The organism is Nitrosospira multiformis (genome assembly GCF_900111585.1).
GTDB classification, from domain to species: Bacteria; Pseudomonadota; Gammaproteobacteria; order Burkholderiales; family Nitrosomonadaceae; genus Nitrosospira; species Nitrosospira multiformis_B.
This window is the reverse complement of sequence record NZ_FOHI01000001.1, coordinates 338,097-364,247: the sequence shown is the minus strand read 5'-3', so window position 1 is coordinate 364,247 and position 26,151 is coordinate 338,097. Positions and strand designations below refer to the sequence as shown.

Below are 26,151 nucleotides of genomic sequence, written 5' to 3'. Positions count from 1 at the left end.
TTGAATCTTCAGGTACCGCGTATTCTGCTAGGGTCTTCACGTCGAAACACCATCTTTTCCCAACATGTACAGCCGTTACTACCCTTGGTATGGCAGAGCCTACGCCGCCCACCGTTAATCACCCACGCGCTGTTGCTGGTTTAGAATAATTTTCTCATTAATCGTTGAGCCTCTCCCGTGTTGTAGAAAAGAGATCCCAAGCGGCAATAAACAGTGCTGCGATTACGGGGCCGATGACGAAACCGTTAAGGCCAAAAAGAACCATACCCCCGAGCGTTGAGATAAGTACTACATAGTCGGGCATCCGGGTATCCTGGCCGACAAGTATGGGCCGTAGAACGTTATCCACCATTCCAATTACAAGCACACCAAAGGCGATGAGAGTTATTCCTTGCCAAATGGCCCCGGTAAGCAGGAAATAGATCGCTACCGGTGCCCAGATCAGGGCAGCGCCAATAGCAGGCAATAAAGATAAGAAAGCCATCACAAAGCCCCACAGCAGCGCTCCTTGTATACCCAAGAATGAAAATATCACTCCCCCTAGCGTGCCTTGTATCGCGGCCACGGCGATATTGCCCTTTACGGTGGCACGAACCACGGTGGTGAATTTACCGAATAAATTCCGCTTATGCTCCGGGCGTAGCGGAATTGCCTGTTTAATTTTCGCAGACAAAAGGGTCCCATCCCGAAGCAAGAAAAACAGCAGATATAACATGATGCCAAAACTGACAACGAACTCAAATGTATTCTGGCCCATTTGGAGCGCCTCCTCCGCGAGGCGTTGGCTTCCCTGCAAGGCGATGTTTGACAACGTGTCCTTTAGCTCGGAAATCCTGGCCAACCCGGCGTTATCGAGAAATTTGACTATCCAGGGCGGCAGCGCGCTCATGACTTGTTCGAAATACGCGCCAAAGTTTAGCTCCCCTGAGCGAATTCTCTGATAAAAGACTACCCCCTCCTGCAACAGTGAAGCGGTGATGAGCGTGAACGGGAGAATCACCATGATCAGGCAAAGCAATAAGGTTGTGAGCGCGGCAAGATTCTGCCGCTGGCCCAGGCGCTCTAGCAACCAGCGATAAAACGGCACAAATATTATGGCGAGAACGGAGCCCCAGAATATTGCGCCGAAAAAAGGCAGCAATATCCACCCGAATGCCAGGGAGATGACAATTAACAGGAGCAGGAAGGCTTTTTGCTGAAGCTCCGGGGAATTCATTAGATGGAAGGTGAAAGTCTCGTTGTGTTCGCTAGGGTACGGAACAATCTGGTGACAGTGTAGAGTGGATTCTTGCCCTCAAGACTAATAAATCCGGCGCCATTCGACCCTATTCAAGGAGCTTTCGCGGCATCCTTAATCGCTTACGTTCCGCGCCTCTTAAGGATCATACTGTCCCGTATGCCAAGCTCAAAAAATTTGCCCTGGATAGGACCTTCTTAATCAGGCGAACCGGAAAGTTTAGCAGTATCGCTATCGATCCATGCTTTAGCCTCTGCATGGGCAGCCTCTAGCGCCTTGCTCTCTTCGTCCACAGGCATGGCGAAACTTTCGTAAACGACTATACCCTCCTTATCAATAATCCTGTAACGGCCGTTCCAAAGACCAGCGGTATCGTCCTGCTCTGCGCTGGCCACAATTCTGTATCCTTTATAATCGGCATTATCAACGTTCATCTGCTCTCCGTGGTTAAATGTTACAGGTATAGCGATGTATCGCAGAATTGCTAAATACTGAGGTTTTATCAGTGAGGGTAAAGGTTGATTATTGCCCCAAAAGTTCACCCAAAGGTTTAAGCATCTGGCTCGATCGCAAACCACCTTGACAATAGGGCAGGTGATCCGAATTGCAGCAACCCGGCAACACCACTGGCGAGCGCAACGACCATAGTTCCCAAGTATGGAATAAAATGCAACACTCCGGCCCCCAAAGTCCCTCGTATCAGATCCAATGCTGCTGACGATACCAGCTGACAGCATCCCTTGCTGATTCCTCTATCGGCCGAGGCTTCAAACCCAGTTCCTCAAAGGTTTGTGAAGGATCGAAGTGCATTAAACGTTTTGTAAGGCGTACACCTGTAACAGTTGCCATAGGCATGCGATGCGAAATATTATCAGCCCATAACTCGCTGAACCAACCAGTCGCTAACGCTGCCGAATAGGGAATAGTCCATCGTGGGGCTGGACGATTCACGATATCCCCGAGAAGTTGAAGCCACTCGATCAAACGAAAGTTGTGTCCACCTAGTAAATATCGAATGAAAGGCCGACCCCGCTGCATCGCACGTATCATTCCGTCAGCAACGTCGCGAACATCAATCAGATTCAATTGACAATCAAGATATGCAGGAATCTTTCCTCTACAGAATGCAACCGAAAGGCGAGTTGGAGGCGTTTGATTTCGATCGCCCGGTCCAATAGGTAATGTGGGACTGCATACGATCACCGGAGCGCCGGTTTCGGCAAGTTGGAACACGGCTTGTTCCGCTCGGAATTTGCTCAAGCAGTAAGGCCCGATCATATCCTCTTCGCGAAAGCGCGCAGACTCAACCGCTCCCCCATTGGATTGATCCGATGTGAGAATACTTTCAGTGCTTACATACAGCGCTTTACTGACTCCGCTGTCGAGCGCGGCACGCATGACGTTAAGAGTGCCAACATGGTTGATCTCGTCAAACTCACGACGGTTGCGTCGCCACAGATTTGGGTCAGCAGCCAGGTGATAGACGCGCTCGCAGCCGCGCGCCGCGTTACGCATTGCATCTAAGTCACGAATATCTGCTTGGACAAGTTCAATACATTCAAGTGGTAAATGACTTACCACAGCTTTGGGATGTTCAAGCACCCGCACGGTTTCGCCGGCGGCGAGTAATTGCTGCACCAGATGTGAACCGATAAACCCGGCGCCACCTGTCACCAAATTCATATCAAAACACTATCCGGCAGAGACGTCACGAGGTGGTGAAGGTGGGATCTTGCCTTGGGAAGCCGCTCGCGAGAGATTCTATCGACAAGCTTGATAACCGCATTATTGATTGGACAGGGAAAGTCTCCTGCAAGTCGAACAAGATGCCCGTTGTAAGCATCGATCTCCGTCTGGCCGCTTCCCATATCCGGACTCATGGAGCAATATGTTCCACGCAAGGAAGGGCGGAAGAATAATCCCATGAGCTTCGGCAAGAACGGGGTTTGCAATATGCGCATGACCGTGTCGGGATGAAATGGCCCGATCTTTTCCAGCGTAAGACCAGCATGCTGCAGGATCGAATAATTTTCCCGCAGCAAAGTGAAGAACAGTTTTTGGGTAAACGGATCAATGAGAAGTTCGGCATTATCAACGCCCGCGCTTGCTGCTAAGGGTGAAATGGCCGAGTTGTACATCAGTTTCGTTGATTTGAACGGGCGGATATCCGCAACGTGTTCCACCGGAAATAGTTTGCCCTTAGCAAAGGCAGAGGCAAGCATATGGACACGCTCACCTTCACCGCTGCCTACCTTGCGACGTGGGCCGATATGCAAAGACCCGGCCCGAGTAATGCGAGCGTCGAGACTGTCAGTGGGACACTCGGAAACAAATGAAGCAATAGCTTCTGCGGGATGATGGGACCTTTCGAGGGTTTCGTCGTAGCCATTCTGGATTGGCACCAATGTTTGCGTGTTCGCGATGCGTTGCAGGATCGGAGCATTATCGAAAGTCTTTGTGCATAACAACACTGCTGCCTCTTTTGGCGGAATCCAGTCGTCAAAGTGCACAAAATGAGTGCCGTGAATGGGTTGCCCATTCAGCGTCATTTCGTTGCGGCGACCAGCGGCGACCTTTTCGGGGTTCGACTCAATTATGGTCACGTCCCATCCAGCACGCCTAAGGCAGGCTGTTGCAGCAATGCCGATACCTCCGGCGCCAATAATATGAGCAGACGATTTCATAACGAAGGATGCTGGCCTATCAAGGGTGAGGCCGAGCTTTAGTTAGAGAGATGTAATACTGGATTCAATCTCAGCCTGTTACCGTGCGGTTTCAGACATAGCAGCTTGTATTTTTAGCTGCGGCAAAGCTTAATCCTTATCCTGTCGTCTGATGATAAAAAAGTATCATGTCTATGCGATGATGAAGCGAGCAGTTCCTTTAAGGGTTAGCGTGTCGTATGTATCAAGTTGTAGCCCGTTAACATTACCTCGGCGTCCGATAAAAGGAGTTCGATGGGTGGTAACAACTGCTATTGTCTTAACAGGAAACTCCCTGGTTTGCCCCGGCAGATAGATCGTTGGTAGCAGCAGGGCAAGGTAAACCATGTGAGAATCCGGCACTTGTCCAATCAAAACTGTGATCAGTTTTCCGAATTTCGTTTCTTGTATATCGATCTCGTCTCCACGAAACTCGCGATCGTTACTCTCATCTTCCTCATCCTTATAGCTAAGGAACGGTACGCCGGGAAAGGTTGTTGCCCCGAAGTGAATCTGTTTATTCTGCCCTTCGAGCAGGAAATCATTTGCCTGGATAGCAGGAGTTGTACCATAAGTCATTTCAATTCTCCTTTCGGTTGATTTCTGATCGTACCTTCAGATTGAACAGCGGCTTTGATCGGCCCTCCGTGGGTAGTCGTGGAGACAGCTATGACAATGCCTTAGCCGAAACCATCAACGGGTTGTACAAGACCGAAGTAATTAACCGTTGCGGCCCCTGGAAAACCAGGGCATCGGTCGAGCTGGCCACGCTGGAATGGGTTTCGTGGTTTAACCATCACCGCTTGCTGGCACCCATAGGATATATTCCACCAGCGGAAGCCGAAGAAAAAATCACCGTCGAAGTCTAACTTAAACCAACCAGCCTCCACGGAACCCGGAGCGTTTCATTCTCTTCCATCAAACGCAAGGCTTCACGCACCACTTCACTGGCTGACGTATAGAGCCAATGTAACCTTCTGTCGCACCATTTCTTCAGCTGAGGCGTAAGGTGATGTTCATTCCCATGCCCTCCAGAACGACACTCACCCGGCTCTGCATCGGAGTCCAGTTCCTGGACACAGAAGTTGGCTTTCATTCTTTTAGCATGAGCTTGCAACTGTAATTACTCGCACCTATAAAGAGTTCAGGGGATCTCCTCAATAGGCTGCGTGAGAGCGCATTTGAACATCCCGACTTTAGGTAACCAGGGAGCCTGATGATGAAAGAAGATTTCATAGCTACTACTGACCGCGTCCCGTTAGGACCTGGCTGTCACCTTCACTGCCAGCTCAAGCCAATGGTGTTTGAATTCCCTGTTGCGAAGTTTGCTATCGCGAGAAGAAACTGTGAATAAGTACCGCACCCTGATTCAGAACTTAGCTGCCGAAGCGGGTATCACGATCAATGGATCAGCACCTTACGACATCCAGGTAAGCAATGAGCAGTTTTACGAAAGGGTGCTAGCCCAGGGAACCTTGGGATTAGGGGAATCATACATGGACGGTTGGTGGGAGTGTGCGCAATTGGAGGAGTTTTTTTATCGCCTACTACGCTACCAAGCCGACCAAAAGCTGAGTCTGAGCTGGCGCGAGAGCCTGGCTCTTATTCAAGCGAAAGTCTTTAACCGGCAGTCTTACCGCAAGGCGATAGAGGTGGCGCAGACTCATTACAACCTGAGCAACGCATTGTTCCAAACAATGCTCGACAAACGAATGAACTATTCCTGCGGCTATTGGAAGGAGGCAGAGACACTCGACCAGGCTCAAGAAGCCAAACTGGATTTAATTTGCCGCAAATTAGCCCTTTCCCCTCAGGATCGCATACTCGATATCGGCTGCGGCTGGGGTAGTTTTTTGAAATTTGCCTGCGAGCGCTACCAATGCCGCGGGGTCGGAATCACCATTTCGGAAGAACAGGCGGCTTTCGCCAGAGCGAACTGCACAGGAATGGCCATCGAAATTATCCAAGGCGATTACCGCGAGCTTAACCGGGAGGCACATGGTGAATTTGAGAAGATAGTCTCAATCGGAATGTTTGAGCATGTCGGCCCAAAAAACTACCGCACGTTTATGGAAGTAGTAGATGAGGTCTTGATTGACGAGGGCTGGTTCTTGCTCCATACCATCGGTGACAACCTTTCTCGCCTGCGCTGTGATCCATGGCTGGATAGGTATATTTTCCCGAACGGCGTGGCTCCGTCTGTCCGGCAGATGGGAGAAGCCATAGAAGGCCTATTCGTCATGGAGGATTGGCACAACTTTGGCGTGGACTATACCCGAACACTACTGAGCTGGCGCGATAACTTCAAACAGAATTATCAGCCGCTGCCCCTGCAGACGTCCATCTCTCAAGACCGCTTTGCCCGCATGTGGGAGTATTACTTGGCCTCTTTTGCCAGTGCCTTTAAGGCCCGGCGTTTGCAGCTGTGGCAAATTGTACTATCCAAAGGCTACCCAGCTTCAACCTATCGATCCATCCGATGAAAGGTTGACGCGATTATGCCGAAGGCGTACGTAAAGTAAATCCAACGTTTAGATGAGTATACGTCCTCTGCTGTACTAGCAATCATGGGGGGAGCGTGAAAGCTGATCAAATCCTTAAAAGTAAGATTCGGGCTGACTTGCCTGCGGATGCGTTCACTAATCGACCCTGGCGAGCCTTATTCGTGTTTCCGCTCGTTGGACTCATCGTCTTTTGCAGCATAACTTTGGTTCGGATCCCGCTGCCATGGTACCTCGCCGTCATCGGTTCTTTGTTCCTCGGCAGTTTATATGGAAGCCTGATGTTTCTCGGGCACGAGATCGCCCACGGTGCTACAGTCCGCTCGCAACGTCTGCAAGACTGGTTGCTCTATCCCGCGTTTGCGATCTTTTGTCTTTCACCCCACTTGTGGCGGATCTGGCACCAGCAAGTCCATCATCCCTACGCGAATATGGAGGGTCACGATCCTGATAACTTCGGTACCATGAGTGACTACAAACTCGGCCAACCGACTCGTGCGGATGTTCTGTGGCTGAAATTTGCCCCGGGTTCAGGCCACTGGCTGAGCGCTACATATCTCTTTCTGTTCTTCACTCTTCAAGCCCAAGGAGTGCTCTGGCTGAAATCAAGAGGACGGGCGGATTTTAAGCAGCTCAAACGCGGGCGAGCTATGCTTGACAGTGCAGTCCTGGCAGCATTCTGGCTACTGGTCTGCGTGGAAAGCGGTCCCAGAGGCGCTGTATTGGTTGTGCTGCTGCCGATGCTCATCGCAAACTTTGTCGTTATGTCTTACATCGTGACTAACCATCTGATGCGCCCGCTCACTCACGAGCGCGACACTCTCGGCACAACTATGAGTGTCACGACGCCAAAGCTGGTCGATAGGCTACACTTTCACTTCAGCCATCACGTCGAACACCATCTTTTCCCCAACATGTGCAGCCACTACTACCCCCTGGTACGGCAGAGCCTACGCCGCCACGCTGCCGACCGTTACCTGGCTCCGCCACACTGGCTGGCGCTTCGCGTCCTCTTCCGCACCCCGCGGGTGTACGATGGCCCGCGGACACTTGTTACGCTGGACGGCGGAAGACGGGTGGAAATGGCAACAGTTGAGGCATGGCTGCGTGGCATTCAAGCTTAAGGCATTTCACTCGAGTTCACGGGCATAGGGTTTAATCGATCGCACGCAGATAGACAGTAGTAAGAGCGGGTTTGACCAAACGGCTCAATTCAAACCATAAAGGAGATCGATCATGAACTACATCGATGGATTCGTTGCCGCCGTGCCTACGACAATCGTGAAATCTACCGGCAGCATGCGGCAAAGGTTGCCTTGGTATTCCGGGAGTACGGCACACTGAACGTTGTCGAGTGCTGGGGCGATGACGTGCCGAGGGCGAGCTGACCTCCTAGAGAAGCCTTCAACAATCCCGACGAGGGATTTTCGATGGGATCAGTGAAGACGATTTATTGCTGCCGATGCATCTCAACTTCAAGTGGATCGGCTACGAGGCGCTGCCGACATTCATGGCCTACGATGTGATGAAGAACCCTGAGATAGAAACCGACTTCAAACGCTTTGAAAGCATCTTGCAAACATTTCTAGCGTATGTGGCTGCTAGCAGTGTCTGAGAAACGTGCTATGGCAGCCGGCGTCGTACGACTAGGTTCCCCACATACGTCTGGAGAACTTCCTCTCTTTGGTTAAAAGTCGTGACCCGAACCTTGACGATGCCTTGTTCGGGTCGCGACTTCGATGGCCTGACCTCAAGCACCTCAGTTTCAACATGTAGTTCGTCTCCAGGACGTGTTGGGCGGGGCCATTGGATTTCCAAACTTCCACCAACGATTCCGCCCGCTGGCTTGAACTCGCTCGCAACCAAAAGCTTGTGAGTCAGCGCCGCTGTATGCCATCCGCTCGCAGCCAGCCCACGAAATATGGTTTCCTGTGCTGCTTGTTCGTTGAGGTGGAAAGGCTGAGGATCGAACTCTGCTGCAAATCGCTTGATCGCGTCGCCATCCATCACCAGACGTGGAGATCCAAATCGCTGCCCTACAGTAAAGTCGTCGAGATACTGTTCGCTTGCCATTGCCTGGATTCCTTTTACCTTATATATAGAGTTAAGGTGTGCTAACAGTAGCGCCCGATACTGGCGCCTCTCGAATCGGCAAGTTAATGATGGCTGCAAGAGCGGCCAGTACAATGTCGGCATACCACATCCAGCTGAAATCCCTGGACTGGTGATAGCGATTCCATCCAACCACGCGCCAAGAAAACCACGGATTTGATGTGACAACAAAGTCATCCCGAACAAGGTTGCCAAATAGCGTCCCAAGCAGCTTTACCTGCCGAGCCCGTCGTCGTCAACAGAAGTTCTGATACTTTGTGTGGCCATGCTCACATTGTCATTCCTTGCTTCGAGCGTACCGCCCTCGGTGCAGGAGGCCAGCAGGCCCCGCATGGATATGGATGTTAAAACTTCCTTACTTCTTTTTCCATGATAGGTAGACTCCAATGAAATGGATGAAGTGAAAGCCGCTCCATCTTGATGCGGTTCATGACATTGGAACATCGTACGCAGTACTTCCATAAAAAAAGTTAAATGTTTTAATTATCTTCATAATATTTTTCTTATGTATTAAGGACCTTAAGTCCTAACTGCAGCTCTCCCCGGAATATGCGAAAAAAATAGTATCCCTGCTCACTTTTGCTGCTCAAGTTTAACGAAGGCACTCAACTACCTCGTTCTTCCTTCTTATCGGATGTATTGATACAGGGTTTCGCGGCTTATCCCAAACTCCTTCGCCAGGTTTGTTCGGTTTGCGCCTGCTGCGGCCCGCTCACGCAGTTGCGCAATCCTCTCTGCATTCAGTGCCGGCCTCCTGCCCTTGTAGATTCCTTTGGCCTTTGCCAGGGCTATCCCTTCCCGCTGCCGTTCCTTGATCAGCGAACGCTCAAACTGTGCAAAGGCGCTGAGCATCGTAAACATCAGCGTAGAGCGAGGATCTTCGCTGCCAGCAGTAAAGCTCATATTCTCCTTAATGAATTGAACTGATACACCCCGATCGTTCATCTCCCTCACAAGCCTGAGCATGTCCTCGACATTACGCGCCAGCCTGTCCATGGAATGAACTACGAGGGTGTCTCCTGCACGCACGTGATTGAGTGCAGTCTGCAGCTGAGGCCTGTTTGTATCCCTGGCGGATGCCTTGTCAGTAAATACCTTGTCTAGCTTGATACCGTCGAGCTGCCGCTCCGGGTTTTGGTCCAATGAGCTGACGCGAATGTATCCGATTCTCTGGCTGGTCATGGTTCTCCCCCTGCTAAAAATGTCAGAGTAGAGTCTATGACCTTCATGAGTGAGTGTCAATCAATATAATTTTGAACTCTAGATTGACATAAAACGGCAGGAAAAGTGTCAGGCAGATTTGTCAGGATGGGGTGTATTTCAGACTGACAAACTCCGCACGCAGTCAATTTTCCATTTGTCTCGACTAGCAGTTGGCGAGTCACACTAGCACCAGTTGTAGCAGAACTACAAAAATGGAGGGTTAGAGATTGATGGATCGTTAATAAGGTTGCGGCATGGAGCTTCCTTTCCAGATTCAGGGCAGTGCATCGAGGTTGACCTGAACCTGGCTGACATAAAGGTCATAAGCGGGGGGAGCGGCTTTAGCCACGTACAAGGATGAGTTCTTTGCCAAGTTAGACTCCTTGTGAAAGTCGGACTACCGATCATTAAACACTTTTACGGCGGCGAGGCGGTCTGATGTAGCACGAGCTTGGCGTTCAGCATCAAATACGGGGAGAAAATAGGAGTTTGTGTTATTCTTGGCTCTGTGACTCGCAAGTGGCTCTGTGACTCGCAAGTGCTTTTGTGATCTTTTGGGCATCGACCTTAAAGCCCTTGAGAAGGCTAATTGCCTATGCTCCCAGCATTTCGATCTTTCCGCATTCTTCCAATGATATCTGGTGTAGAAACAGTGCCCGGTTGAGCGCTCTGTGGTCATGGAGGATTGAGGCTTCTTGAAAAAGCTCCTCGACGTTTCGATAAGTCTTCTTGGCCCCCTCAATGAGAGTGCTTAACTGAGTGTCGTGATTGAGTGTTGAGTAAGAATCTATGTTTAGAAGGTAATTCCTAACAAAACTGGCAAACCACTAATGTCAGTTTTAGCTAATGAATTACTAGTTAAATGAATATTAATGTTTGCTTGTCCACTTCGGGCACTTACCTGCGGCGACCCATCGGTCCTAACTGTTCAACTTCGTCGGAACTACGGCTAATTTTTGGGGATTTACCGGTTCCTGGTTAGCGCAGACCGGTTGAATATGCCCCACTAGTGCCCCTAAAAAGAAAAAGGCTTACAGTTTTATCCGTAAGCCTTTATTTTATTGGTGGGTCTGGTTGGACTCGAACCAACGACCAAGGGATTATGAGTCTCGCTGAGACGGTATTTATCACTGTTGATCCCTATTCCCCTATTCCCATAGTTTTCATATAAAACAACGAATTAAGGCATTCTTACCTGTTCGTTGTGTTGATCCATATTCCGCTATATACTGAAAACCGGGTTACAAATCGGTTACATATTTTATGACAAAGGCAAGACTTACCGCTGGCAGGATAGAAAGATTCCATTGTCCTGAAGGCAAGCAGCAGGCCTTTCTCTGGTGTGATGAGGTTCAAGGCCTGGGAGTGCGCGCCACTGCCGGCTCAGTTCGGAAGAGTTACATTTTCCAGGCCAAGGTTGACGGTAAATCCATGCGCGTCACTATCGGTGATGTGAGCGCGTGGAGCATTGCGGAAGCTCAAAAGGCAGCACGTGAGCTAAAAGTCACCATAGACAAGGGCGACGATCCCCGGCAAGTGGAAGCCGAAAAAGAAGCCGCCAAGAAAGCAAAAGCAGTTGCGGCGATATTGCAGAGCGTCAAGGAATCAGTCACGGTAGGTGATGCCTGGGAGGAATACATCGCAGAGCGAAAGCCGCATTGGGGCAAAGCTCATCTACATGACCATATACGGGCGATGCAGGCCGGCGGTGCACCCAGGACCCGCAGCAATAAAAAATTTACCGAGCCCGGAATCCTCCGTCCATTCGCAGCAGTTCGGCTGGCTGACCTTCGATCCGAAATGATCGATAGATGGGCAAAGACAGAATCCGAGCGAAGACCAACCCGAGCCCGGAATACCTTGCGTCTTCTCAAGGCTTTTATTTTCTGGTGCCAGAATCATCCCGCGTATAAAGAAATCGTATCTGAAAACCCTGCGCGAAGCAGGAAGGCACGCGAAAGCCTGGGCAAGCCCTCAGTGAAGAATGACGCTCTACAGCGTGAGCAATTGGCCCTATGGTTTTCAGCGGTAAAGCAGATCGGCAACCCTGTCACCAGCGCATACCTGCAAGCCCTGTTATTGACCGGCGCAAGACGGAATGAACTGGCCACCCTTCGATGGGAAGAGGTGGATTTTCAGTGGAACAGCCTGACCATACGCGACAAGGTAGAAGGTACGCGCATTATCCCTCTCACGCCTTACGTAAGGCTCTTGCTGAGCGTTTTACCTCGCCGGAATGGTTGGGTATTCAGCAGCCCTACGGCAGCGTCTGGAAGGCTTGTAGATCCGCGCATAGCGCATAATAAAGCCTGTGCAGTGGCAGGGCTTGAAATGACTTTACACGGGCTCAGGCGCAGCTTTGCAAGTCTCTGTGAATGGATCGAGATGCCATCAGGAATTGCAGCACAGATACAGGGACACAAACCGCAAGGCGTACGGGAGCAAAACTATATTCGACGGCCACTCGACCTGCTGAGAATGTGGCACGTGAAGATCGAGGCATGGATCCTGGAACAAGCGGGAATTGAATTTATAGCGGAGAAACCCGGCTTACGGGTGGTGGAAAGATGACCGAACCTTTCTTTTTAGCGGAAACTTATTTCAATGAGCATGAAAAAGACTTGGACAAAGTGGAATCTGCATGGGCCAAAGCGGCCTTGGCTCTTAGAACGGGAATGCGCTTTGGCCACATACCGGGACATATAAAATGTTTATCCATTGTCAAGGTGCATGATCAACTGGATGTCTTTAAAAAGAGATATGAAAAGGGCGACACTTTAGCCTTACTGCATGCAATTCGTTACTGCGGTGAGGAAAATATGCCACTGCCAACTTGGTTGGCGCTTGATTTTAATAAGAGATTTAGCGAGTTCTTACAGCCGGACGGACCGGTATCTCTTGATGAAGTATTCTCTTCCAAGAAGCTTCCGCAATCTGGAAAACGAGCGGTAGCGGCTCGTCGTGATTGGCAGACTGGTTTAAAGATATGGAACGCTGTTTGGGAAATAGCCGAAGATCATCCAAGTCTCGATTCCGCATTAAATGCCGTATTAGAAAAAGGAAATCATGACGTAGAAAAAACCAAAGCACGCGCACTTGTTACGATGATAGATGAAAATCAGGAAGAATTCTTAGGAGGAAAGCATAGATACAAGGGGCTAAGGAAATACTTTTCCCAAAAAAAATAATCCCTTTCGCATATTCGCATCAAATCGTGAATAGTGTATACAGCACGGATAATATGACAATAATTATGAACCATCTTCAACAACGCCGAAGGGCGAAAGGTGGTTCAACATGCAAACAGCAGCAAATCAGCACTTCATCCCGCTGGAGCACGAAACCCGCGTCACAGTTCCCACCGATGCCGCCGCGCATCACCTGAACAGAAAATCCCAAACCCTGCGCGCCTGGGCCTGCCTTGAGAACGGTCCTATCCGGCCTATCCGCATAAATGGCCGGTTAGCCTGGCCTGTTGCTGACATTCGTGCGCTTCTGAATGGAGGCGCGCAATGAGATACGCAGCCTACACGATAGAGCAATTCTGCGAAGCGTATCACTGCCCCCGCGAGTATTACGAAGTCCTCAAGCAGCAGTATCTTGCCCCCGACGAAATCAAACTTGGCGATCAAGTCATCATCCCCCGACGCACTGCCGAGGAATGGGAAAAACGGATGGCAGCTCGGCAATCTCAACCGGGGGTGGTGTTACCGTGACTTTCTGCTTGACATCCCCATTCTTTCCATATAAGTTTGACGCATGGTGCTCAACACACCTCTATCAGCGGCATATTCCGCGCCCGTTAGTCGTGGATTTTTTACGTCCATTGGTTTCCCTATGGCCGGGTAGTGGGCAGTGTAAAAAGAGCCTTCGGGCTGAAGCTGCCAGCCGTCTGATAGCGGTGTTGAAGTGCCTGGCCGCCCTCTCAACAAGGGTGAAATTTCAACGTATCTATCAGGAGGCCATAATGGCTGCTAAATCCCCTCGCGCGTTCGCGCACAAGTTCATCGTTATTTCCGCAACACCTCATTTCACAGATTACGTTGGCACTAAGGAAGAGCTAATTTCCCTTGGTCTGGCGCTTGATCATCATTTCCCCGTTGCAAGGAAGCGAGTTGTCTATACCTCAGACTTGCCCGACAACCTCCGCCCTTTGTATTACTTCAGAACGGCCAGAATCAAAGGTGGCAGGTTTGAGTTGAGGATCTGGAACGAACGCCAAGCACCGAAGAAAACCCCGCCCATCCTGAGCAAATTTGAGATCGAGTATGCCCCGGAGGAGGGAACCGATCCTTCCTGCGTATCCAACTACGTATGGAGAATGTGGGGGGATCCCGCATTTAAAAAATGGGCTGAGGAGGAGATAAATTATGCTTCCGTCCACATTATTAACACCATAAAGTCAGCCCATTCCCGCTATAGAAAGAACCCGTCCTACCTGAAGCTAGTCGAGCCAATGACCGCGACGGGAGGCAAATAATGAGCACGAATGAATTTTATCGTGCTGGCACGATAAAACGCGTGAGACGTACTGCGGCCCAAGTTGAACAGCTCGACAGGCAGATTATCGACATCTTGCGCCAGGATCATCCGCAATCAGTCCGGCATGTCTTTTACCGCATGACCGATCCCCGCTTGTGGGAGCCGGTGGAAAAGAGTGATCGAGGCTATCGGCATGTGCAGGAGCGTTGCGTTGCTCTGCGGCGCTCCGGCGCCATCCCCTACGCTTGGATTGCCGATATGTCGCGGCAAGGGTATTACGTGAACACGTACGGCGGTGCTGGGGACTTCGTAGAGCGCATGGCGGGCCTATACCGGGCTGATCTTTGGGCTGATGCTGATTGCCGCTGCGAGGTGTGGGCGGAGTCCAGATCGATTGCAAGCGTACTATTGAAAGACTGTAACGAGCTGGCGGTTGACCTTTTTCCATGTGGAGGGTTTTCCAGCCTGTCGTTCGTTCATGAAGCGGCAAGCCAACACAATGATTCGGACGACTGGCGGCCACTTCAAATCTTCTATATAGGCGATTACGACCCGGCTGGAGTCCTGATAGATCGCAGCCTTGAGCAGGAAATGAGGCGGCACTTGAGCGACGACATCGAGCTGAGATTCGAGCGCATAGGGATCAACCTTGACCAAATAGAAGAGTTCAACCTGCCAACCAAGCCGCGCAAGGAATCTGATGCGCGCTCTCAGCATATAGCGTTCACGGTGGAAGCAGAGGCCATGCCGGCGGGAACCATGCGGCGAATACTCAGGGAAAAGGTAGAGGCTTTACTTCCTGACAATGCTCTTGCTGTCGCAAAGGTGGCGGAGCAATCGGAACGAGCGCATCTGCTGGAGATGGCTCAATTCCTCCATGGAGGGGCAGCATGAGCCAAAACCGTGAAGCTCCTGCTTATCAGGAATATGCCGCAGCAATGATGGCGAGAATCGAGTATCGAACCATGACATTACAGGAGCGGGGTCTGCTGTATACCATGCGGCATGAATGCTGGGCGAATAAAAGACTCCCAGAAAAACCGGGTTTGCTTGCTAAGGTATTGGGGTTTTCTGAGCAAGAAATCATTGACTGTCTGCCTGCCGTAATGCCTTTTTTTAGGGTATCAGAAGGCTTTATTTTCTCTCCTGAATTGGAAGACTACAGAAAGTACTTGGACGAGCGAAAAGAGAGGAAATCAGAGGGTGGAAAGCGTGGTGCAGCCATCACAAACGAGAAAAAGAGAAACGCTAGAAGCCGCCCAAATAAAGGAGATACGCCTAACCCGTCGGCTACCTCGTCGGGTATGCCGACGACTAACCCGCAGCAACCCCGACGGGTCAAGGTCGGGTCCTTAGTACAGTCAAGTACAGAAAAGCTTAGCCAAGAAAAGCAAAGTCAAAACCAGTCTTTAGAAAAGGAAGTAACCAGTGATCCATGGTTGGATGACTATGACGCTGCAAGTAATGAAGAACGCATGGTAAGGATAGAAATATGAACCCGGCGTTGATCCTTGAGCAGATTGCTGCTGACGGCTTAACGCTGTCTGTTTCTGAAAGCGGAAATCTTTATCTTGATGGAAAAGGAAGTGCGGTCAGTGATTGGCCGAATGTGATCAGGGAGAATAAGCAGGCGCTTCTTGCAGAGCTTCGTGTGAGAGCTGGTCAAGCCAGTCTGGAAGATCAGATCAAAGCTGGAAGGAAATACGCTGTGCTGGTAGATGACGCCAGCACAGACCCGGTGCTGGTCAAGGTAGGCATCAAAGGTATCGGGACTTTCGAGCTGGCGATCCCGCACGCGCATTATGACGGGCTCGCATTGCTTGAGGTAATCGAGCAATTCAGCACGGACGCACAGTTGGAAAGGAAGGCGGCATGAGCCGAGAGCGTATGGGGGGCATAAAAAGTCCAGAGCAAACCGGCCTAGACCGCGCCGTCCCCTTTCCTTTCATAAACCGTAACAAAAAAGGTAAAAAATGACTCAAGAAATAGACAAAGAAATCCTGGACACCCTGGAAAATGGCGTCAAAACATCATTGCAAATTATGGAATTGATGGTTATCGCTATCGGCCGGCAGAACAAGGAAGCCAGTGAGATTGTTGATGACCTGGTGAATAACGGCAAGGCTCGTCTTGTCTTGCAGGCGGATGTAAACGGGCTAGAGCTCTTCGCGGTGGGCCCGGACAATAAAGTGATTGGTGGTCCCTTGCTGGCCTATCGCAGAGCAGAGAGGTCTACATGGGTAAACTAACAGGACTAGGACGGACGTTCGTCTCGTCTATGTTGAAAGGCAGCAGACGTGCGGAGGCACTGCGTAAACGAAAGATCGAGAAGGAGCTTAGAGCGCAAGGCTACAGCGTGAAACGGGCCAAAATCATCGTGTCTCAGCTTCAGGACGGCAAGTGAACATTCCTTCTTACATCGAGAAAACCTTGCCACCCAGCCCTGAACGGGACCGCGTGATGAATCTGGTACGTTTGGGGCTATCCTTCGAACAACAGCAGCGGCTTGGGAAGAGACCGGGATTTTTAAAGGACTATCTTCTCAAGCTGCTTACCAGAATAGGAAACCCCCTCACCTTCGAGAGACTTTTGGAAGAATTGGAACTTGAGGCTGTAAGGCGAGACATGCATGGATCCGCCTCAAGTCCCATAGAGAAAGTAGACCGAGTCTGGCAACTTATAACCTACCACCATCCCCGCAACGGTCGTCAGCAACTCACCTTCAAGACCATCAGGAATAAATTTACCTGGTGCAAATTAAATTTAAATAAGTAATTCCCTAGTACCCCTAAACGGGGAATAAGTCCTTGTATTATCACACCATACTCGAATTTTATGAGTATGGTGATGACATTTATAAGGACTTTATCACATGTATGAAATTAAGGAAATTCTTGAAAAGCAGGGCGAGGCATTTACCGAATTCAAGAATGCTCAAAACGAGCGCATCAAGAATCTGGAGACCGCTCTAAACGAATTTGCAAAAAAGGCGAATAGACCCGGCGCCGGGTTTCATGGAGCGGAAGAGCCGGAAGAGAGAGAGCACAAGCAGGCTTTCTTAGGCTACCTGCGGTCTGGCCGGGAGCGTGGACTTGAAGCCAAGGCCATGGCTACCAATAACGACCCGAACGGCGGCTATCTCGTTCCGATACAGATCGACGGCACCATCTCTAAAGCCCTGCGCGAGCTTTCGCCCATGCGGCAGCTTGCGCGCGTAGTGAAGATCGAAAGCGGTGAATATTCGATGCTCCATAGCGTAGGCGGCACCACTTACTCATGGGTGGGGGAAACTCAATCCAGACCCAAGACAGATGGCCCCAATTTTATAGAACTGAAACCAGCCATGGGAGAAGTCTACGCAAGCCCTGCTGTGACTCAACGCTTGCTTGATGACAATAACTTTGACCTGGAAAACTGGCTGATCAACGAGCTTGCTGAAGCATTCGGCGAGGGTGAAGGCGAGGCGTTCATTGTCGGCGATGGGGTCAATAAACCACGCGGCATTCTGACTCACGATATAGAAAGCACTGCTGACGGAGTACGGGCAGAAAGCGCTCTACAGTATGTCGCTTCTGGTGCGTCCGGAGCATTCGCTGCAAGCAATCCCTCCGACAAGCTGATAAAGCTGGTTCATTCTCTTAAGCCCCGGTACCGCATCAATGCCGCCTGGACGATGAATACCAATACGCTTGAGCTGATAAGGACATTCAAGAACGCAAACGGTGACTACATTTGGAAGGAGGGATTAGAAGCCGGACAACCGTCAACGCTGCTGAGTTATCCCGTGCACGAAGACGAGAACATGCCGGACGTTTCGGCTAATAGCATCTCAATCGCCTTTGGCGACTTCCAACGAGCCTATACCATCGTTGACCGCAACACATCGATGCTGCGTGATCCGTTCACTGCAAAACCCCACGTCCTCTTCTACAGCACGAAGCGCGTGGGAGGTGGTATGCGGGACTTCCGCGCCATCAAGCTGATGAAGTTTGCGGCGAGCTAAATGATGTTCCATTGGCGCTACGCAGCTGATGCAATAAGAACCCCCGGCCTGAAATCGGGGATTTTTATTGGAGGGGGGGTGGGCAAATCTTTGGGGAAACGACGCTTGGACACCGCGCCCGGACTCACGCAGACAAAAAATTCCGTATTTGAAAATAATTCAGCAAATCAAATGGCGGGCAGACCGCGCAAGCCAGTTCAGAAAAACCGTTTTTTTCTCATGCCGCTTCTAGCTTTACTGCTGCTGCCGGGTGTTGCTCATGCCGATCCTGTAACATTAGTTGCGGTCATCGGCGCTGCATTAGCCAAAATGACTCTTACGACGGCGATAACGGTAGCGTCCATTTCCCTGACCATCGGGACCACGGTATTTGGCGCTGTAGCTCAACGCGCAGCCGCGAAGAAGGCGAAGCGCAGGGCAGCACAGGCACGGGAAGACTTCCTCAACAGCTTACAAGAGCGCACGGTTACCCGTATCGTTACAGACGCGCCACATCGGTACGTTTACGGTCGGACAATGGTGGGAGCGGATATTGTGGCGATTCTGTCCAGCGGCTTGAATGAAGAATTCAAGCACCTCGTCTGTGTTCATGCCGCACATGAGAGCGATGGGATCGAGAAAATTTATATCAATGGCAAAGAACTGGGGGAGCTCGATGCCGATGGCTTTGTTACCAGCGGCGAATACTACTCAACAAAAACTGAGAGCATAACAGAGACGTTCAGCGCGGCACCATTCACGCTTTCGCATACGCCGAGCAGCGCGGTCCGGGTTGTAGCATACGGCACGTGGATTTCCGGCGCTTTCCGGTTCCCGTCATCCGGAGAGGTTCCTTATACCGTATCAGGCAAGACGATAATGGTCACGGCTGCGCCGACTTCACCGTTCCCGTTCGGCGGGACAATGCAGATCACGCACTACAGCGTGAGCTATCAGTACCAGACAAATACTTCGCAGGTGCGCGTTCAAAAGCACCTGGGAGCCCCCGGGGATCCTGCTGACGCTACTTTACTGGCGGAATGTCCAGACAAGTGGAAGCCTACTGCTACGCTTACCGGCTTTACCTACACAGTAATCAGACTGGATTTGAGGCAACCGGAATTCCAGGGAGGTGTCCCTGATATAAAAGTCCTGATGCGCGGCAAGAAACTCTATGACCCGCGCACTGGCGAGACGAAATGGAGCCAGAATCCGGCACTGGCCACCTATGACTATCTCACATCAGAGATGTGTGGCGTCAACCCTGCGGATATTCCGCTATCCAATATCATCACGGCAGCCAATGTCTGTGATGAGCCAATTCAAGGACTATGTTAATGAATAGAAGCTTTACCGTTAAAACTGAAGACGGTTTATTGACAGCTTTAGGAACTCCATGCCATGTCTCTCAAGCATTCAATCCTGCTAATGGAGCTCCGGGATACCCAAGAGTTGAATTTAACGCCCTTTGGGACACCGGTGCGACCCACTCAATAATAACGCCGCGAGTTGTCGAGGCCTTAGGCTTGAAGCCTATAAGGCGCGTAAGGTCCGTTTTTACACAAGGTGTAAACGGGCTGGAAAAGAGTGAGGCCTATCAAATAAATCTCTCTCTTCCCGACAAGATTACCTTCTTTGAACTGACTGTTGTCTTAAAGAAGCCGGGCGATGTGTGGTGGGATGTGATTGTCGGCATGGACATAATCTCAGCCGGCGAGTTATCAATAAAAAATGTTAACTCCAATACTGAATGGTCATTCAGTTATGTGCCTCAGCAGAAGGTAGATGCAGCCTCAATGAGTCCAGCTAGGGTAGGGGGAGGCTGAATCTCTACCTCCTGAGGCTCTAGAGCGCGCTCGGAGCTTCCCTTTCATAAATCGTTACAATTTGGGCTATTTTTATGGCTAAGAAATCATCCGCAAGTCTTTCCGTTGTTCCCCCTCGCGTTGCCACGCCCCTATCCCCGCCTACAACCCTAACTGCCAGACAGAAAGAATTGTGGAAGGAGATCGTACTGTCAAAACCTGCAGCCTGGTTTGATCGAGCAAATGCCCCACTGCTTTGCGGGTACGTGAAATCTATCGCTTCGCATGAATTCTTGACCTCCCAGGCCGATTCGCTCGAAGCCGAGCTGGTAGATGGAGGGGGAGATTTAAAGACCCTCAACAGGCTTCATGGGATGATCGAGCGCCAGGCGCGTTTGATTCAGACCTTTGCTACGAAACCGAGACTTACCCAGCAATCGCGCTATACCGCAGCGACTGCTGCTGTAGTGGCCAACAAGGCATCTGGAGCCCGGCCATGGGATGACGTGGAATGATAACAAGGCTCTACCAGAAGCCCTACAATCGATTTAAATTAGGGGGTGGCTACCCTACTATTAAAAATAGGCAAAAACTCAACCAAGGAGGATGAAAATGAGCAAAAGCAAAGCGATGAGACCGCTGTTTATCAACGACGTTGAGTACAAGGTGGATGGCAAAACCTACTCGGGAACTTATACCTGGGAGGCTGGTTATATAAACGTTTCGTATGACGGAAATAGCAGAAAAGCGCATTGTCAACAAACGACCGCAGAAAGCATGGCAAGATTGGTATTGGCAAATCTTGTTCGAGAATCGATAAGCAAGAGACCCGCATGAACAAAATCTATTGAGATTTCTTGGTTACAAAACGGTTACATTTTGGAAAAAATAAAAGGAGTTACAGCTTCCACAAGCTATAACTCCTTGTTTATTTGGTGGGTCTGGTTGGACTCGAACCAACGACCAAGGGATTATGAGTCCCCTGCTCTAACCGACTGAGCTACAGACCCTCTTACAACTTTAAAACTCTTAACTTGGAACTGTATTGAACTAGCCACTGAAGGCTGATCAGCCTTCAGTATCCAGGAAGCTGCGCAGGCGTTCGGAACGGGACGGATGGCGCAGCTTGCGCAGTGCCTTGGCCTCGATCTGGCGGATGCGCTCGCGCGTCACGTCGAACTGCTTGCCGACTTCCTCCAGCGTGTGATCGGTATTCATTTCGATACCGAAACGCATGCGCAGTACTTTTGCTTCGCGCGGAGTCAGCGAATCCAGTATATCTTTCGTAACATCGCGCAGACTGGCATAAACCGCCGCATCCGCAGGTGCCATGGTGGCTGAATCCTCGATGAAATCCCCGAGATGAGAATCTTCGTCGTCTCCGATCGGCGTCTCCATGGAAATCGGTTCCTTGGAAATCTTGAGGATTTTACGAATCTTCTCTTCCGGCATTTCCATTTTCTGGGCGAGGACGGCGGGCTCCGGCTCCTGCCCGGTTTCCTGCAGGATCTGGCGGGAAATGCGGTTCATCTTGTTGATCGTTTCGATCATATGCACCGGGATACGGATGGTACGCGCCTGATCCGCGATGGAACGTGTGATGGCCTGACGAATCCACCAAGTTGCGTAGGTGGAGAACTTGTATCCGCGCCGGTATTCGAATTTATCCACTGCCTTCATCAGGCCGATGTTGCCTTCCTGAATGAGATCGAGGAACTGCAATCCCCGATTGGTATATTTTTTGGCGATGGAAATCACCAGTCGCAAATTTGCTTCAGTCATTTCACGTTTGGCCCGGCGCGCCTTCGCCTCACCCGTGGACATGCGGCGGTTGATTTCCTTGAGTTCCTTCAAGGGAATGCCTACCTGCTTTTGCAGTGCCAGCAGATTCTGTTGCTGTTCCACAATCTCGGGACGATAACGTTCCAGGGTTGCGCTGTAGGGTTTGCCGAGCGCAATCTCCTCGTCCACCCAGTTCAGGTTGCTCTCGTTACCGGGAAAGGTCTTGATGAAGTGGTTACGCGACATTCCCACCTTGCTTACGCAAAGCTCCATTATTTTTCGTTCGTAACCGCGCATTTCATCCACCAGTGCGCGTTGCGTATCACACAGCCGTTCAACCATTTTGGCAGAGAAACGGATAGCCATCAGCTCAGATGAAATCTGCTCCTGGATGTCTTTATAAGCTTTGTTGCCCGATCCCTTCTTTTCGAGCACCTTCTGCATCTCGTCATAAGCCTTTTGAACCACTGCAAAACGCTCTAGCGCGTCATTTTTCAGCTTGAGGAGGTTGGCATTTGCAACTGCAGCGACATCCTCATCTTCTGCATCCGAGTTCAATTCCTGTTCCAGGGATTCGTCGGAAATCTCTTCGCTGATAATTTCCTCCGTGCTGGGATCGAGCAACCCATCCACCAGCTCATCCACACGCATCTCGTCTTTCGACACTCTGTCGGCGAGTTCGAGAATTCCGGCTATGGTTGTCGGACAGGCGGAAATCGCCTGTATCATGTGCTTCAAGCCGTCCTCGATACGTTTTGCGATTTCGATTTCGCTCTCACGCGTCAGCAATTCCACGGAACCCATTTCGCGCATATACATGCGGACAGGGTCGGTTGTGCGTCCGAACTCCGAATCCACAGTGGAAAGCGCAGCTTCTGCTTCCTCCACCACATCCTCATCGGCCACGGTAGGGGCAGTTTCAGACATGAGCAGCGTTTCCGCGTCGGGCGCTTCGTCATAAACGGAAATCCCGACGTCATTGATCATGCTGATGATATTCTCGATCTGCTCCGCGTCGAGCATATCGTCGGGGAGATGATCATTGATTTCGGCGTAAGTGAGATAGCCGCGCTCCTTACCCTGTACGATCAGATTCTTGAGACGCATGCGGCGCGCCTCGAGCTCCTGGGAGGCGGTGACTTTTTCCGGATCCTTGGCGTGCGAGTTTTTTCCTTCCCGGGCCGCTCTTGATCTTGCGATCTTGCCATTGGCGAGGGCAGGCTCTTTCGCCGCCATCACTGCCTTCGCAATCTCGGTCACCTGCTCCGGAGCTTTAGCCATTGAATCCGTTTCCGTTTCACTATCATTTTCGAACATTTCTTCATCCACCCTCGTCAGTTCTTTTGCTGCTGCTTCTTTCGCCTGCGCTCTCAACAGCTTCTTCATATCTTCAGATTCCTTGATTGCCATCCGAACCTCGCCCTCAGGTTGACCCGAAACTTCGGCAGACACAGCCATCTTTGCTTTTACCGCTGTTTGGACTTGTGTCCGGGTTTGACCGCGTTCTTTCCGTTGAAAATTAAAATTTTTCCATTATATCAGAACATACTTGCATTCATACCACACCTGACAATTCTGCTTCACGGCATCGCCATTCGCTGAAGCTCCTGTCTTTCCTCGGGGGTAAGGGTGCTCAGGGATTTATTGTGCAGCACTGCCATGCGTTGCTTGCGTTTCATCTCATGTAATCGCGCCATCGCTCCGGCAAATTCCGCTTCCAGGTCGATCTCGCCGTCCCAGCCAAGTGTTTTGCTTGCCGCCTGCTCAAGGAGCGCCCGATAAGGACTATCGCGGAAATGAATAGTCATCAAAGGTATCGCCGTACCTCCTCCTATATGGGGGTGGGCGTCGATAAATTCAACGAGCGCCGCCAGCGCTACTACTTCTTTCTCATATTCCTGGTCATAGGCAAGCAGTTCCCTGTCAAGCTTCTGGATATAGGCAGGGTGGTACAACAATATCTGGAGCAGCCATTCGTAGGGAGAAACAGGCTTGGGACGGGAAGGCTTTTCGCGCACTGGAAAAGCGGTAACCCGTCTGATCTTCAAAATACCCTCCAACTCGCGCTCACTCAGACCACTGATCTCCGTCAATCGCTTCACCAGCATCAATGCAAGCCCGGGTGCGGCGATTCGCGCCAGCAAGGGTTTGGCATCCTGCACCAGTTTGGCACGCCCCTCGCTACTTTTGAGGTCAGCTCGCGCCGACAGTTCCCTGAAAAGAAAAACAGACAGAGGCAATGTTTGCTCAAGCAGCTTTTCGAAGGCGCTCCTACCATGGTTGCGAATGTAACTGTCAGGATCCTCCCCCTCCGGCAGAAAAAGAAAACTGATGCTCTTGCCGTCGGCAAGCTGTGCAAGGCTGTCCTCCAGTGCGCGCCAAGCCGCTTTTTTTCCAGCGCTGTCTGCATCAAAGCAAAAGACGATATTATCGGTCTGTCGCAGGAGCTTCTGGATATGATAAGGCGTGGTGGCAGTGCCCAGGGTAGCCACCGCGTATTCGATTCCATGCTGGGAAAGAGCCACTACATCCATGTAGCCCTCCACTACGATAACCTTTCCCGCTTCCCGGATCGCCCGCCGGGCGCCAAAGAGATTGTAGAGTTCGCGGCCTTTCTGGAATAGAGGCGTTTCCGGGGAATTGAGATACTTGGGCTCCCCTTTCTCCAGGACTCTGCCACCAAATCCGACAATCCTCCCTTTGAGGTTGACGATGGGAAACATGATGCGATCGCGAAACCGGTCATAACACTTGCCTCCGTCACCCTCGACCATCAATCCGACCTGTACCAGCAGGCGTTTCGTAGCATTCTCCGGTTGCCCGGGGAACGGAGTGTGCAGGTTCTGCCAGCCTGCCGGAGCATATCCGATGCCAAAACGCGCAGCGGTTGCACCCGTCAGGCCGCGCTGCTTCAGATAGTCGATCGCATTTTTCGAAAGCTTGAGTTGCTCCCGGTAAAAACGTGCGGCAACCTTCATTGCCTCCAGCAAAGCGCCCGGGGAGTGTTCTGTTCCTTCTGTTCCCTCTGTTCCTTGTAGCTTTGCCCGTGCAGAATCTGGTTGAGACCCTGCTCCCGTTTCAGCTTGTTGCGCAGGGATCTGGAGCCCGATTCGCGCCGCAAGTTCATTCACAGCTTCCACGAAGTGCATGCCACCGTACTCCATCACGAAACCAATGGCATTACCGTGGGCGCCGCAACCGAAACAATGATAAAACTGCTTGGTAGGACTTACCGTGAAGGAGGGGGTTTTTTCACTATGAAATGGGCAGCAGGCGCTGTAGTTCGCGCCTGCCCTCCTTAGGGGCACATCGCGCTCGATGACGTCGACAATGTCTGTCCGGTCGAGCAGTTCCTGAATGAATGATTGTGAAATCATTTATGACAGATCAGGCAAGCATGTGGAGAGTGGAGCGCCGACAGAAAATTCACTTGTGCGAGAAAAGAGCACTCCACTTTTTTTGATACATGCAGTACTTGCAATTGAAGTCCGCTACCTCAATGAGGCGCAAGCGATGCGTCAGATGGCGAGTCTGATCTTGACCAGAGCAGACACTTTGCTCATATCCGCCCGCCCGGAAAGCCTGGGCTTGAGCAGCGCCATTACCCGCCCCATATCCTGTTGTCCCTTGGCGCCGACAGCGGAAATCGCTTCAGCGACAGCACATTCCACCTCGTTATCGCTCAATGCCTGGGGCATATAGGACTGCAGCACCTCCATTTCATACTTCTCTGCATCCGCGAGATCCTGCCGGTGAGCTGCCTCATATTGGACAATGGAGTCCCTGCGCTGCTTGAGCATTTTTTCGATAACGGCAACGACGGCTGCATCGTCCAGCTCTCTGCGCTCATCCACCTCACGCTGCTTTATCGCAGCCTGCAACAGCCGGATAGCATCACGCCGCCGCGCATCACCCGCTCGCATCGCGGCTTTCATATCTTCGGTTATTTGCTGTTTCAGACTCACGGCGGCCGAACGGAAATTTACAGAGATTTACGGATAACTGATAACTGCTTATTTTTCGACTGACTCGAACTAGTAAAGTTTCGGTGGAAGCAACTGGCTGCGCAGGCGCTTGTAGGTCCGTTTTACTGCTGCCGCCAGTTTGCGCTTGCGCTCGGCGGTCGGTTTTTCGTAAAATTCCCTGGCACGCAATTCGGTAAGCAGGCCTGTTTTCTCTATCGTGCGCTTAAAGCGGCGCATTGCAACTTCAAAGGGCTCGTTTTCCTTGACTTTAATAGTAGTCATGAAGAGGGGGTTCCTTTCCTGAAAATGTTGATCAATAAAAAAGTGACAACTGGGTCTTCGTCTAAATATAGACAGCCCACTATTATATAACAAGTAAC

Annotated in this window: 30 protein-coding genes, 1 tRNA gene and 1 pseudogene; 18 read left to right on the top strand and 14 right to left on the bottom strand. The window is 51.0% G+C overall.

Going from position 1 to position 26,151, the window contains the following annotated elements; genetic code table 11:
• Positions 1-157: 157 nt before the first annotated feature.
• The 5 genes from BMW46_RS01735 to BMW46_RS01715 all read right to left on the bottom strand — a co-directional run bounded on the left by BMW46_RS01735 (position 158) and on the right by BMW46_RS01715 (position 4,518).
• Positions 158-1,216, bottom strand: coding sequence for an AI-2E family transporter (locus BMW46_RS01735; RefSeq protein WP_074703969.1), 1,059 nt, complete (start codon positions 1,214-1,216; stop codon positions 158-160).
• 218 nt (positions 1,217-1,434) lie between these two features.
• Complete coding sequence (locus BMW46_RS01730; protein ID WP_074703968.1) at positions 1,435-1,671, bottom strand: hypothetical protein; 237 nt, start codon at positions 1,669-1,671, stop codon at positions 1,435-1,437.
• A 265-nt stretch (positions 1,672-1,936) separates the two neighbouring features.
• Positions 1,937-2,920 (bottom strand): NAD-dependent epimerase/dehydratase family protein, encoded by a 984-nt coding sequence (locus BMW46_RS01725; protein ID WP_074703966.1) that lies wholly within the window; start codon positions 2,918-2,920, stop codon positions 1,937-1,939.
• A complete protein-coding gene (locus BMW46_RS01720) occupies positions 2,917-3,921 on the bottom strand; it encodes a ketopantoate reductase family protein (protein ID WP_074703964.1) in 1,005 nt (334 codons plus the stop codon). Before BMW46_RS01720 ends, BMW46_RS01725 begins: the two co-directional genes overlap by 4 nt.
• A 171-nt stretch (positions 3,922-4,092) precedes the next feature.
• The gene (locus tag BMW46_RS01715; RefSeq protein ID WP_074703963.1) at positions 4,093-4,518 is read right to left on the bottom strand and encodes a hypothetical protein; all 426 of its coding nucleotides are present in this window, start codon (positions 4,516-4,518) and stop codon (positions 4,093-4,095) included.
• 59 nt (positions 4,519-4,577) lie between these two features.
• Between BMW46_RS01715 and BMW46_RS01710 the strand changes: the two are divergent.
• Positions 4,578-4,808 (top strand): annotated as a pseudogene (locus BMW46_RS01710) (integrase core domain-containing protein); the annotation flags it as partial.
• On the opposite strand, the gene BMW46_RS15900 reads toward BMW46_RS01710, so the two are convergent.
• Positions 4,805-5,035 carry a type II toxin-antitoxin system ParD family antitoxin gene (locus BMW46_RS15900; RefSeq protein WP_074703961.1) on the bottom strand — a complete coding sequence of 77 codons (231 nt, stop codon included), beginning with the start codon at positions 5,033-5,035 and terminating at the stop codon, positions 4,805-4,807. The pseudogene BMW46_RS01710 and the gene BMW46_RS15900 sit on opposite strands and share 4 nt — an antisense overlap.
• A 250-nt stretch (positions 5,036-5,285) precedes the next feature.
• Between BMW46_RS15900 and cfa the strand changes: the two genes are divergently transcribed.
• From cfa to BMW46_RS15895, 3 genes are all read left to right on the top strand, one after another.
• Positions 5,286-6,422, top strand: coding sequence for a cyclopropane fatty acyl phospholipid synthase (gene cfa, locus BMW46_RS01700; protein WP_074703960.1), 1,137 nt, complete (start codon positions 5,286-5,288; stop codon positions 6,420-6,422).
• Between the two features lie 224 nt (positions 6,423-6,646).
• Complete coding sequence (locus tag BMW46_RS01695; protein WP_177171015.1) at positions 6,647-7,564, top strand: fatty acid desaturase family protein; 918 nt, start codon at positions 6,647-6,649, stop codon at positions 7,562-7,564.
• A gap of 192 nt (positions 7,565-7,756) precedes the next feature.
• Positions 7,757-7,828 (top strand): hypothetical protein, encoded by a 72-nt coding sequence (locus BMW46_RS15895; protein WP_371113489.1) that lies wholly within the window; start codon positions 7,757-7,759, stop codon positions 7,826-7,828.
• 235 nt (positions 7,829-8,063) lie between these two features.
• Here BMW46_RS15895 and BMW46_RS01680 read toward each other — a convergent pair whose 3' ends face one another.
• The 3 genes from BMW46_RS01680 to BMW46_RS15890 form a co-directional block, all read right to left on the bottom strand.
• Positions 8,064-8,513, bottom strand: a complete 450-nt coding sequence (locus BMW46_RS01680; protein ID WP_074703957.1) for a MaoC family dehydratase — start codon at positions 8,511-8,513, stop codon at positions 8,064-8,066.
• Positions 8,514-9,179: 666 nt separating this feature from the next.
• Positions 9,180-9,734 (bottom strand): recombinase family protein, encoded by a 555-nt coding sequence (locus BMW46_RS01665; RefSeq protein WP_074703954.1) that lies wholly within the window; start codon positions 9,732-9,734, stop codon positions 9,180-9,182.
• Positions 9,735-10,348: 614 nt separating this feature from the next.
• Positions 10,349-10,498 carry an AbiV family abortive infection protein gene (locus BMW46_RS15890; RefSeq protein WP_371113488.1) on the bottom strand — a complete coding sequence of 50 codons (150 nt, stop codon included), beginning with the start codon at positions 10,496-10,498 and terminating at the stop codon, positions 10,349-10,351.
• Positions 10,499-11,018: 520 nt separating this feature from the next.
• Between BMW46_RS15890 and BMW46_RS01655 the strand changes: the two genes are divergently transcribed.
• The 14 genes from BMW46_RS01655 to BMW46_RS01585 all read left to right on the top strand — a co-directional run bounded on the left by BMW46_RS01655 (position 11,019) and on the right by BMW46_RS01585 (position 20,861).
• A complete protein-coding gene (locus BMW46_RS01655) occupies positions 11,019-12,326 on the top strand; it encodes a tyrosine-type recombinase/integrase (protein WP_074703952.1) in 1,308 nt (435 codons plus the stop codon).
• Positions 12,323-12,943 (top strand): hypothetical protein, encoded by a 621-nt coding sequence (locus tag BMW46_RS01650; RefSeq protein ID WP_074703951.1) that lies wholly within the window; start codon positions 12,323-12,325, stop codon positions 12,941-12,943. The genes BMW46_RS01655 and BMW46_RS01650 overlap by 4 nt, the downstream gene beginning before the upstream one ends.
• A 109-nt stretch (positions 12,944-13,052) precedes the next feature.
• Complete coding sequence (locus tag BMW46_RS01645; protein ID WP_074703950.1) at positions 13,053-13,271, top strand: hypothetical protein; 219 nt, start codon at positions 13,053-13,055, stop codon at positions 13,269-13,271.
• On the top strand, positions 13,268-13,471 hold the full coding sequence (locus BMW46_RS01640) for a hypothetical protein (RefSeq protein WP_074703948.1): 204 nt from the start codon (positions 13,268-13,270) through the stop codon (positions 13,469-13,471). The genes BMW46_RS01645 and BMW46_RS01640 overlap by 4 nt, the downstream gene beginning before the upstream one ends.
• 251 nt (positions 13,472-13,722) lie before the next feature.
• Positions 13,723-14,235 carry a hypothetical protein gene (locus BMW46_RS01635; protein WP_074703947.1) on the top strand — a complete coding sequence of 171 codons (513 nt, stop codon included), beginning with the start codon at positions 13,723-13,725 and terminating at the stop codon, positions 14,233-14,235.
• Positions 14,235-15,131 (top strand): hypothetical protein, encoded by an 897-nt coding sequence (locus tag BMW46_RS01630; RefSeq protein WP_074703945.1) that lies wholly within the window; start codon positions 14,235-14,237, stop codon positions 15,129-15,131. The genes BMW46_RS01635 and BMW46_RS01630 overlap by 1 nt, the downstream gene beginning before the upstream one ends.
• Positions 15,128-15,733, top strand: coding sequence for a hypothetical protein (locus BMW46_RS01625; protein WP_074703944.1), 606 nt, complete (start codon positions 15,128-15,130; stop codon positions 15,731-15,733). Before BMW46_RS01630 ends, BMW46_RS01625 begins: the two co-directional genes overlap by 4 nt.
• Positions 15,730-16,113 carry a hypothetical protein gene (locus BMW46_RS01620; RefSeq protein ID WP_074703942.1) on the top strand — a complete coding sequence of 128 codons (384 nt, stop codon included), beginning with the start codon at positions 15,730-15,732 and terminating at the stop codon, positions 16,111-16,113. Before BMW46_RS01625 ends, BMW46_RS01620 begins: the two co-directional genes overlap by 4 nt.
• A 97-nt stretch (positions 16,114-16,210) precedes the next feature.
• Positions 16,211-16,486, top strand: coding sequence for a hypothetical protein (locus tag BMW46_RS01615; RefSeq protein WP_074703940.1), 276 nt, complete (start codon positions 16,211-16,213; stop codon positions 16,484-16,486).
• 623 nt (positions 16,487-17,109) lie between these two features.
• Positions 17,110-18,240, top strand: coding sequence for a phage major capsid protein (locus tag BMW46_RS01605; protein ID WP_074703937.1), 1,131 nt, complete (start codon positions 17,110-17,112; stop codon positions 18,238-18,240).
• Positions 18,241-18,411: 171 nt separating this feature from the next.
• Positions 18,412-19,557, top strand: a complete 1,146-nt coding sequence (locus BMW46_RS01600) for a hypothetical protein (RefSeq protein ID WP_143049064.1) — start codon at positions 18,412-18,414, stop codon at positions 19,555-19,557.
• The gene (locus BMW46_RS01595; protein ID WP_074703934.1) at positions 19,557-20,045 is read left to right on the top strand and encodes an aspartyl protease family protein; all 489 of its coding nucleotides are present in this window, start codon (positions 19,557-19,559) and stop codon (positions 20,043-20,045) included. The genes BMW46_RS01600 and BMW46_RS01595 overlap by 1 nt, the downstream gene beginning before the upstream one ends.
• A 74-nt stretch (positions 20,046-20,119) precedes the next feature.
• Entirely contained in the window at positions 20,120-20,539 is a 420-nt protein-coding gene (locus tag BMW46_RS01590) for a hypothetical protein (protein ID WP_143049063.1), read from the top strand.
• Positions 20,540-20,636: 97 nt separating this feature from the next.
• Entirely contained in the window at positions 20,637-20,861 is a 225-nt protein-coding gene (locus tag BMW46_RS01585) for a hypothetical protein (protein WP_074703930.1), read from the top strand.
• Between the two features lie 96 nt (positions 20,862-20,957).
• Here the strand turns inward: BMW46_RS01585 and BMW46_RS01580 are convergent.
• The 5 genes from BMW46_RS01580 to rpsU form a co-directional block, all read right to left on the bottom strand.
• Positions 20,958-21,034, bottom strand: a tRNA-Ile gene (locus tag BMW46_RS01580).
• A gap of 58 nt (positions 21,035-21,092) precedes the next feature.
• Entirely contained in the window at positions 21,093-23,123 is a 2,031-nt protein-coding gene (rpoD, locus tag BMW46_RS01575; protein ID WP_371113487.1) for an RNA polymerase sigma factor RpoD, read from the bottom strand.
• 263 nt (positions 23,124-23,386) lie between these two features.
• Positions 23,387-25,183 (bottom strand): DNA primase, encoded by a 1,797-nt coding sequence (gene dnaG, locus BMW46_RS01570; protein WP_074703929.1) that lies wholly within the window; start codon positions 25,181-25,183, stop codon positions 23,387-23,389.
• Between the two features lie 141 nt (positions 25,184-25,324).
• Positions 25,325-25,771, bottom strand: a complete 447-nt coding sequence (locus tag BMW46_RS01565) for a GatB/YqeY domain-containing protein (protein WP_074703927.1) — start codon at positions 25,769-25,771, stop codon at positions 25,325-25,327.
• A 69-nt stretch (positions 25,772-25,840) separates the two neighbouring features.
• On the bottom strand, positions 25,841-26,053 hold the full coding sequence (gene rpsU / locus BMW46_RS01560) for a 30S ribosomal protein S21 (protein ID WP_004179462.1): 213 nt from the start codon (positions 26,051-26,053) through the stop codon (positions 25,841-25,843).
• Between the last annotated feature and the right edge of the window lie 98 nt (positions 26,054-26,151).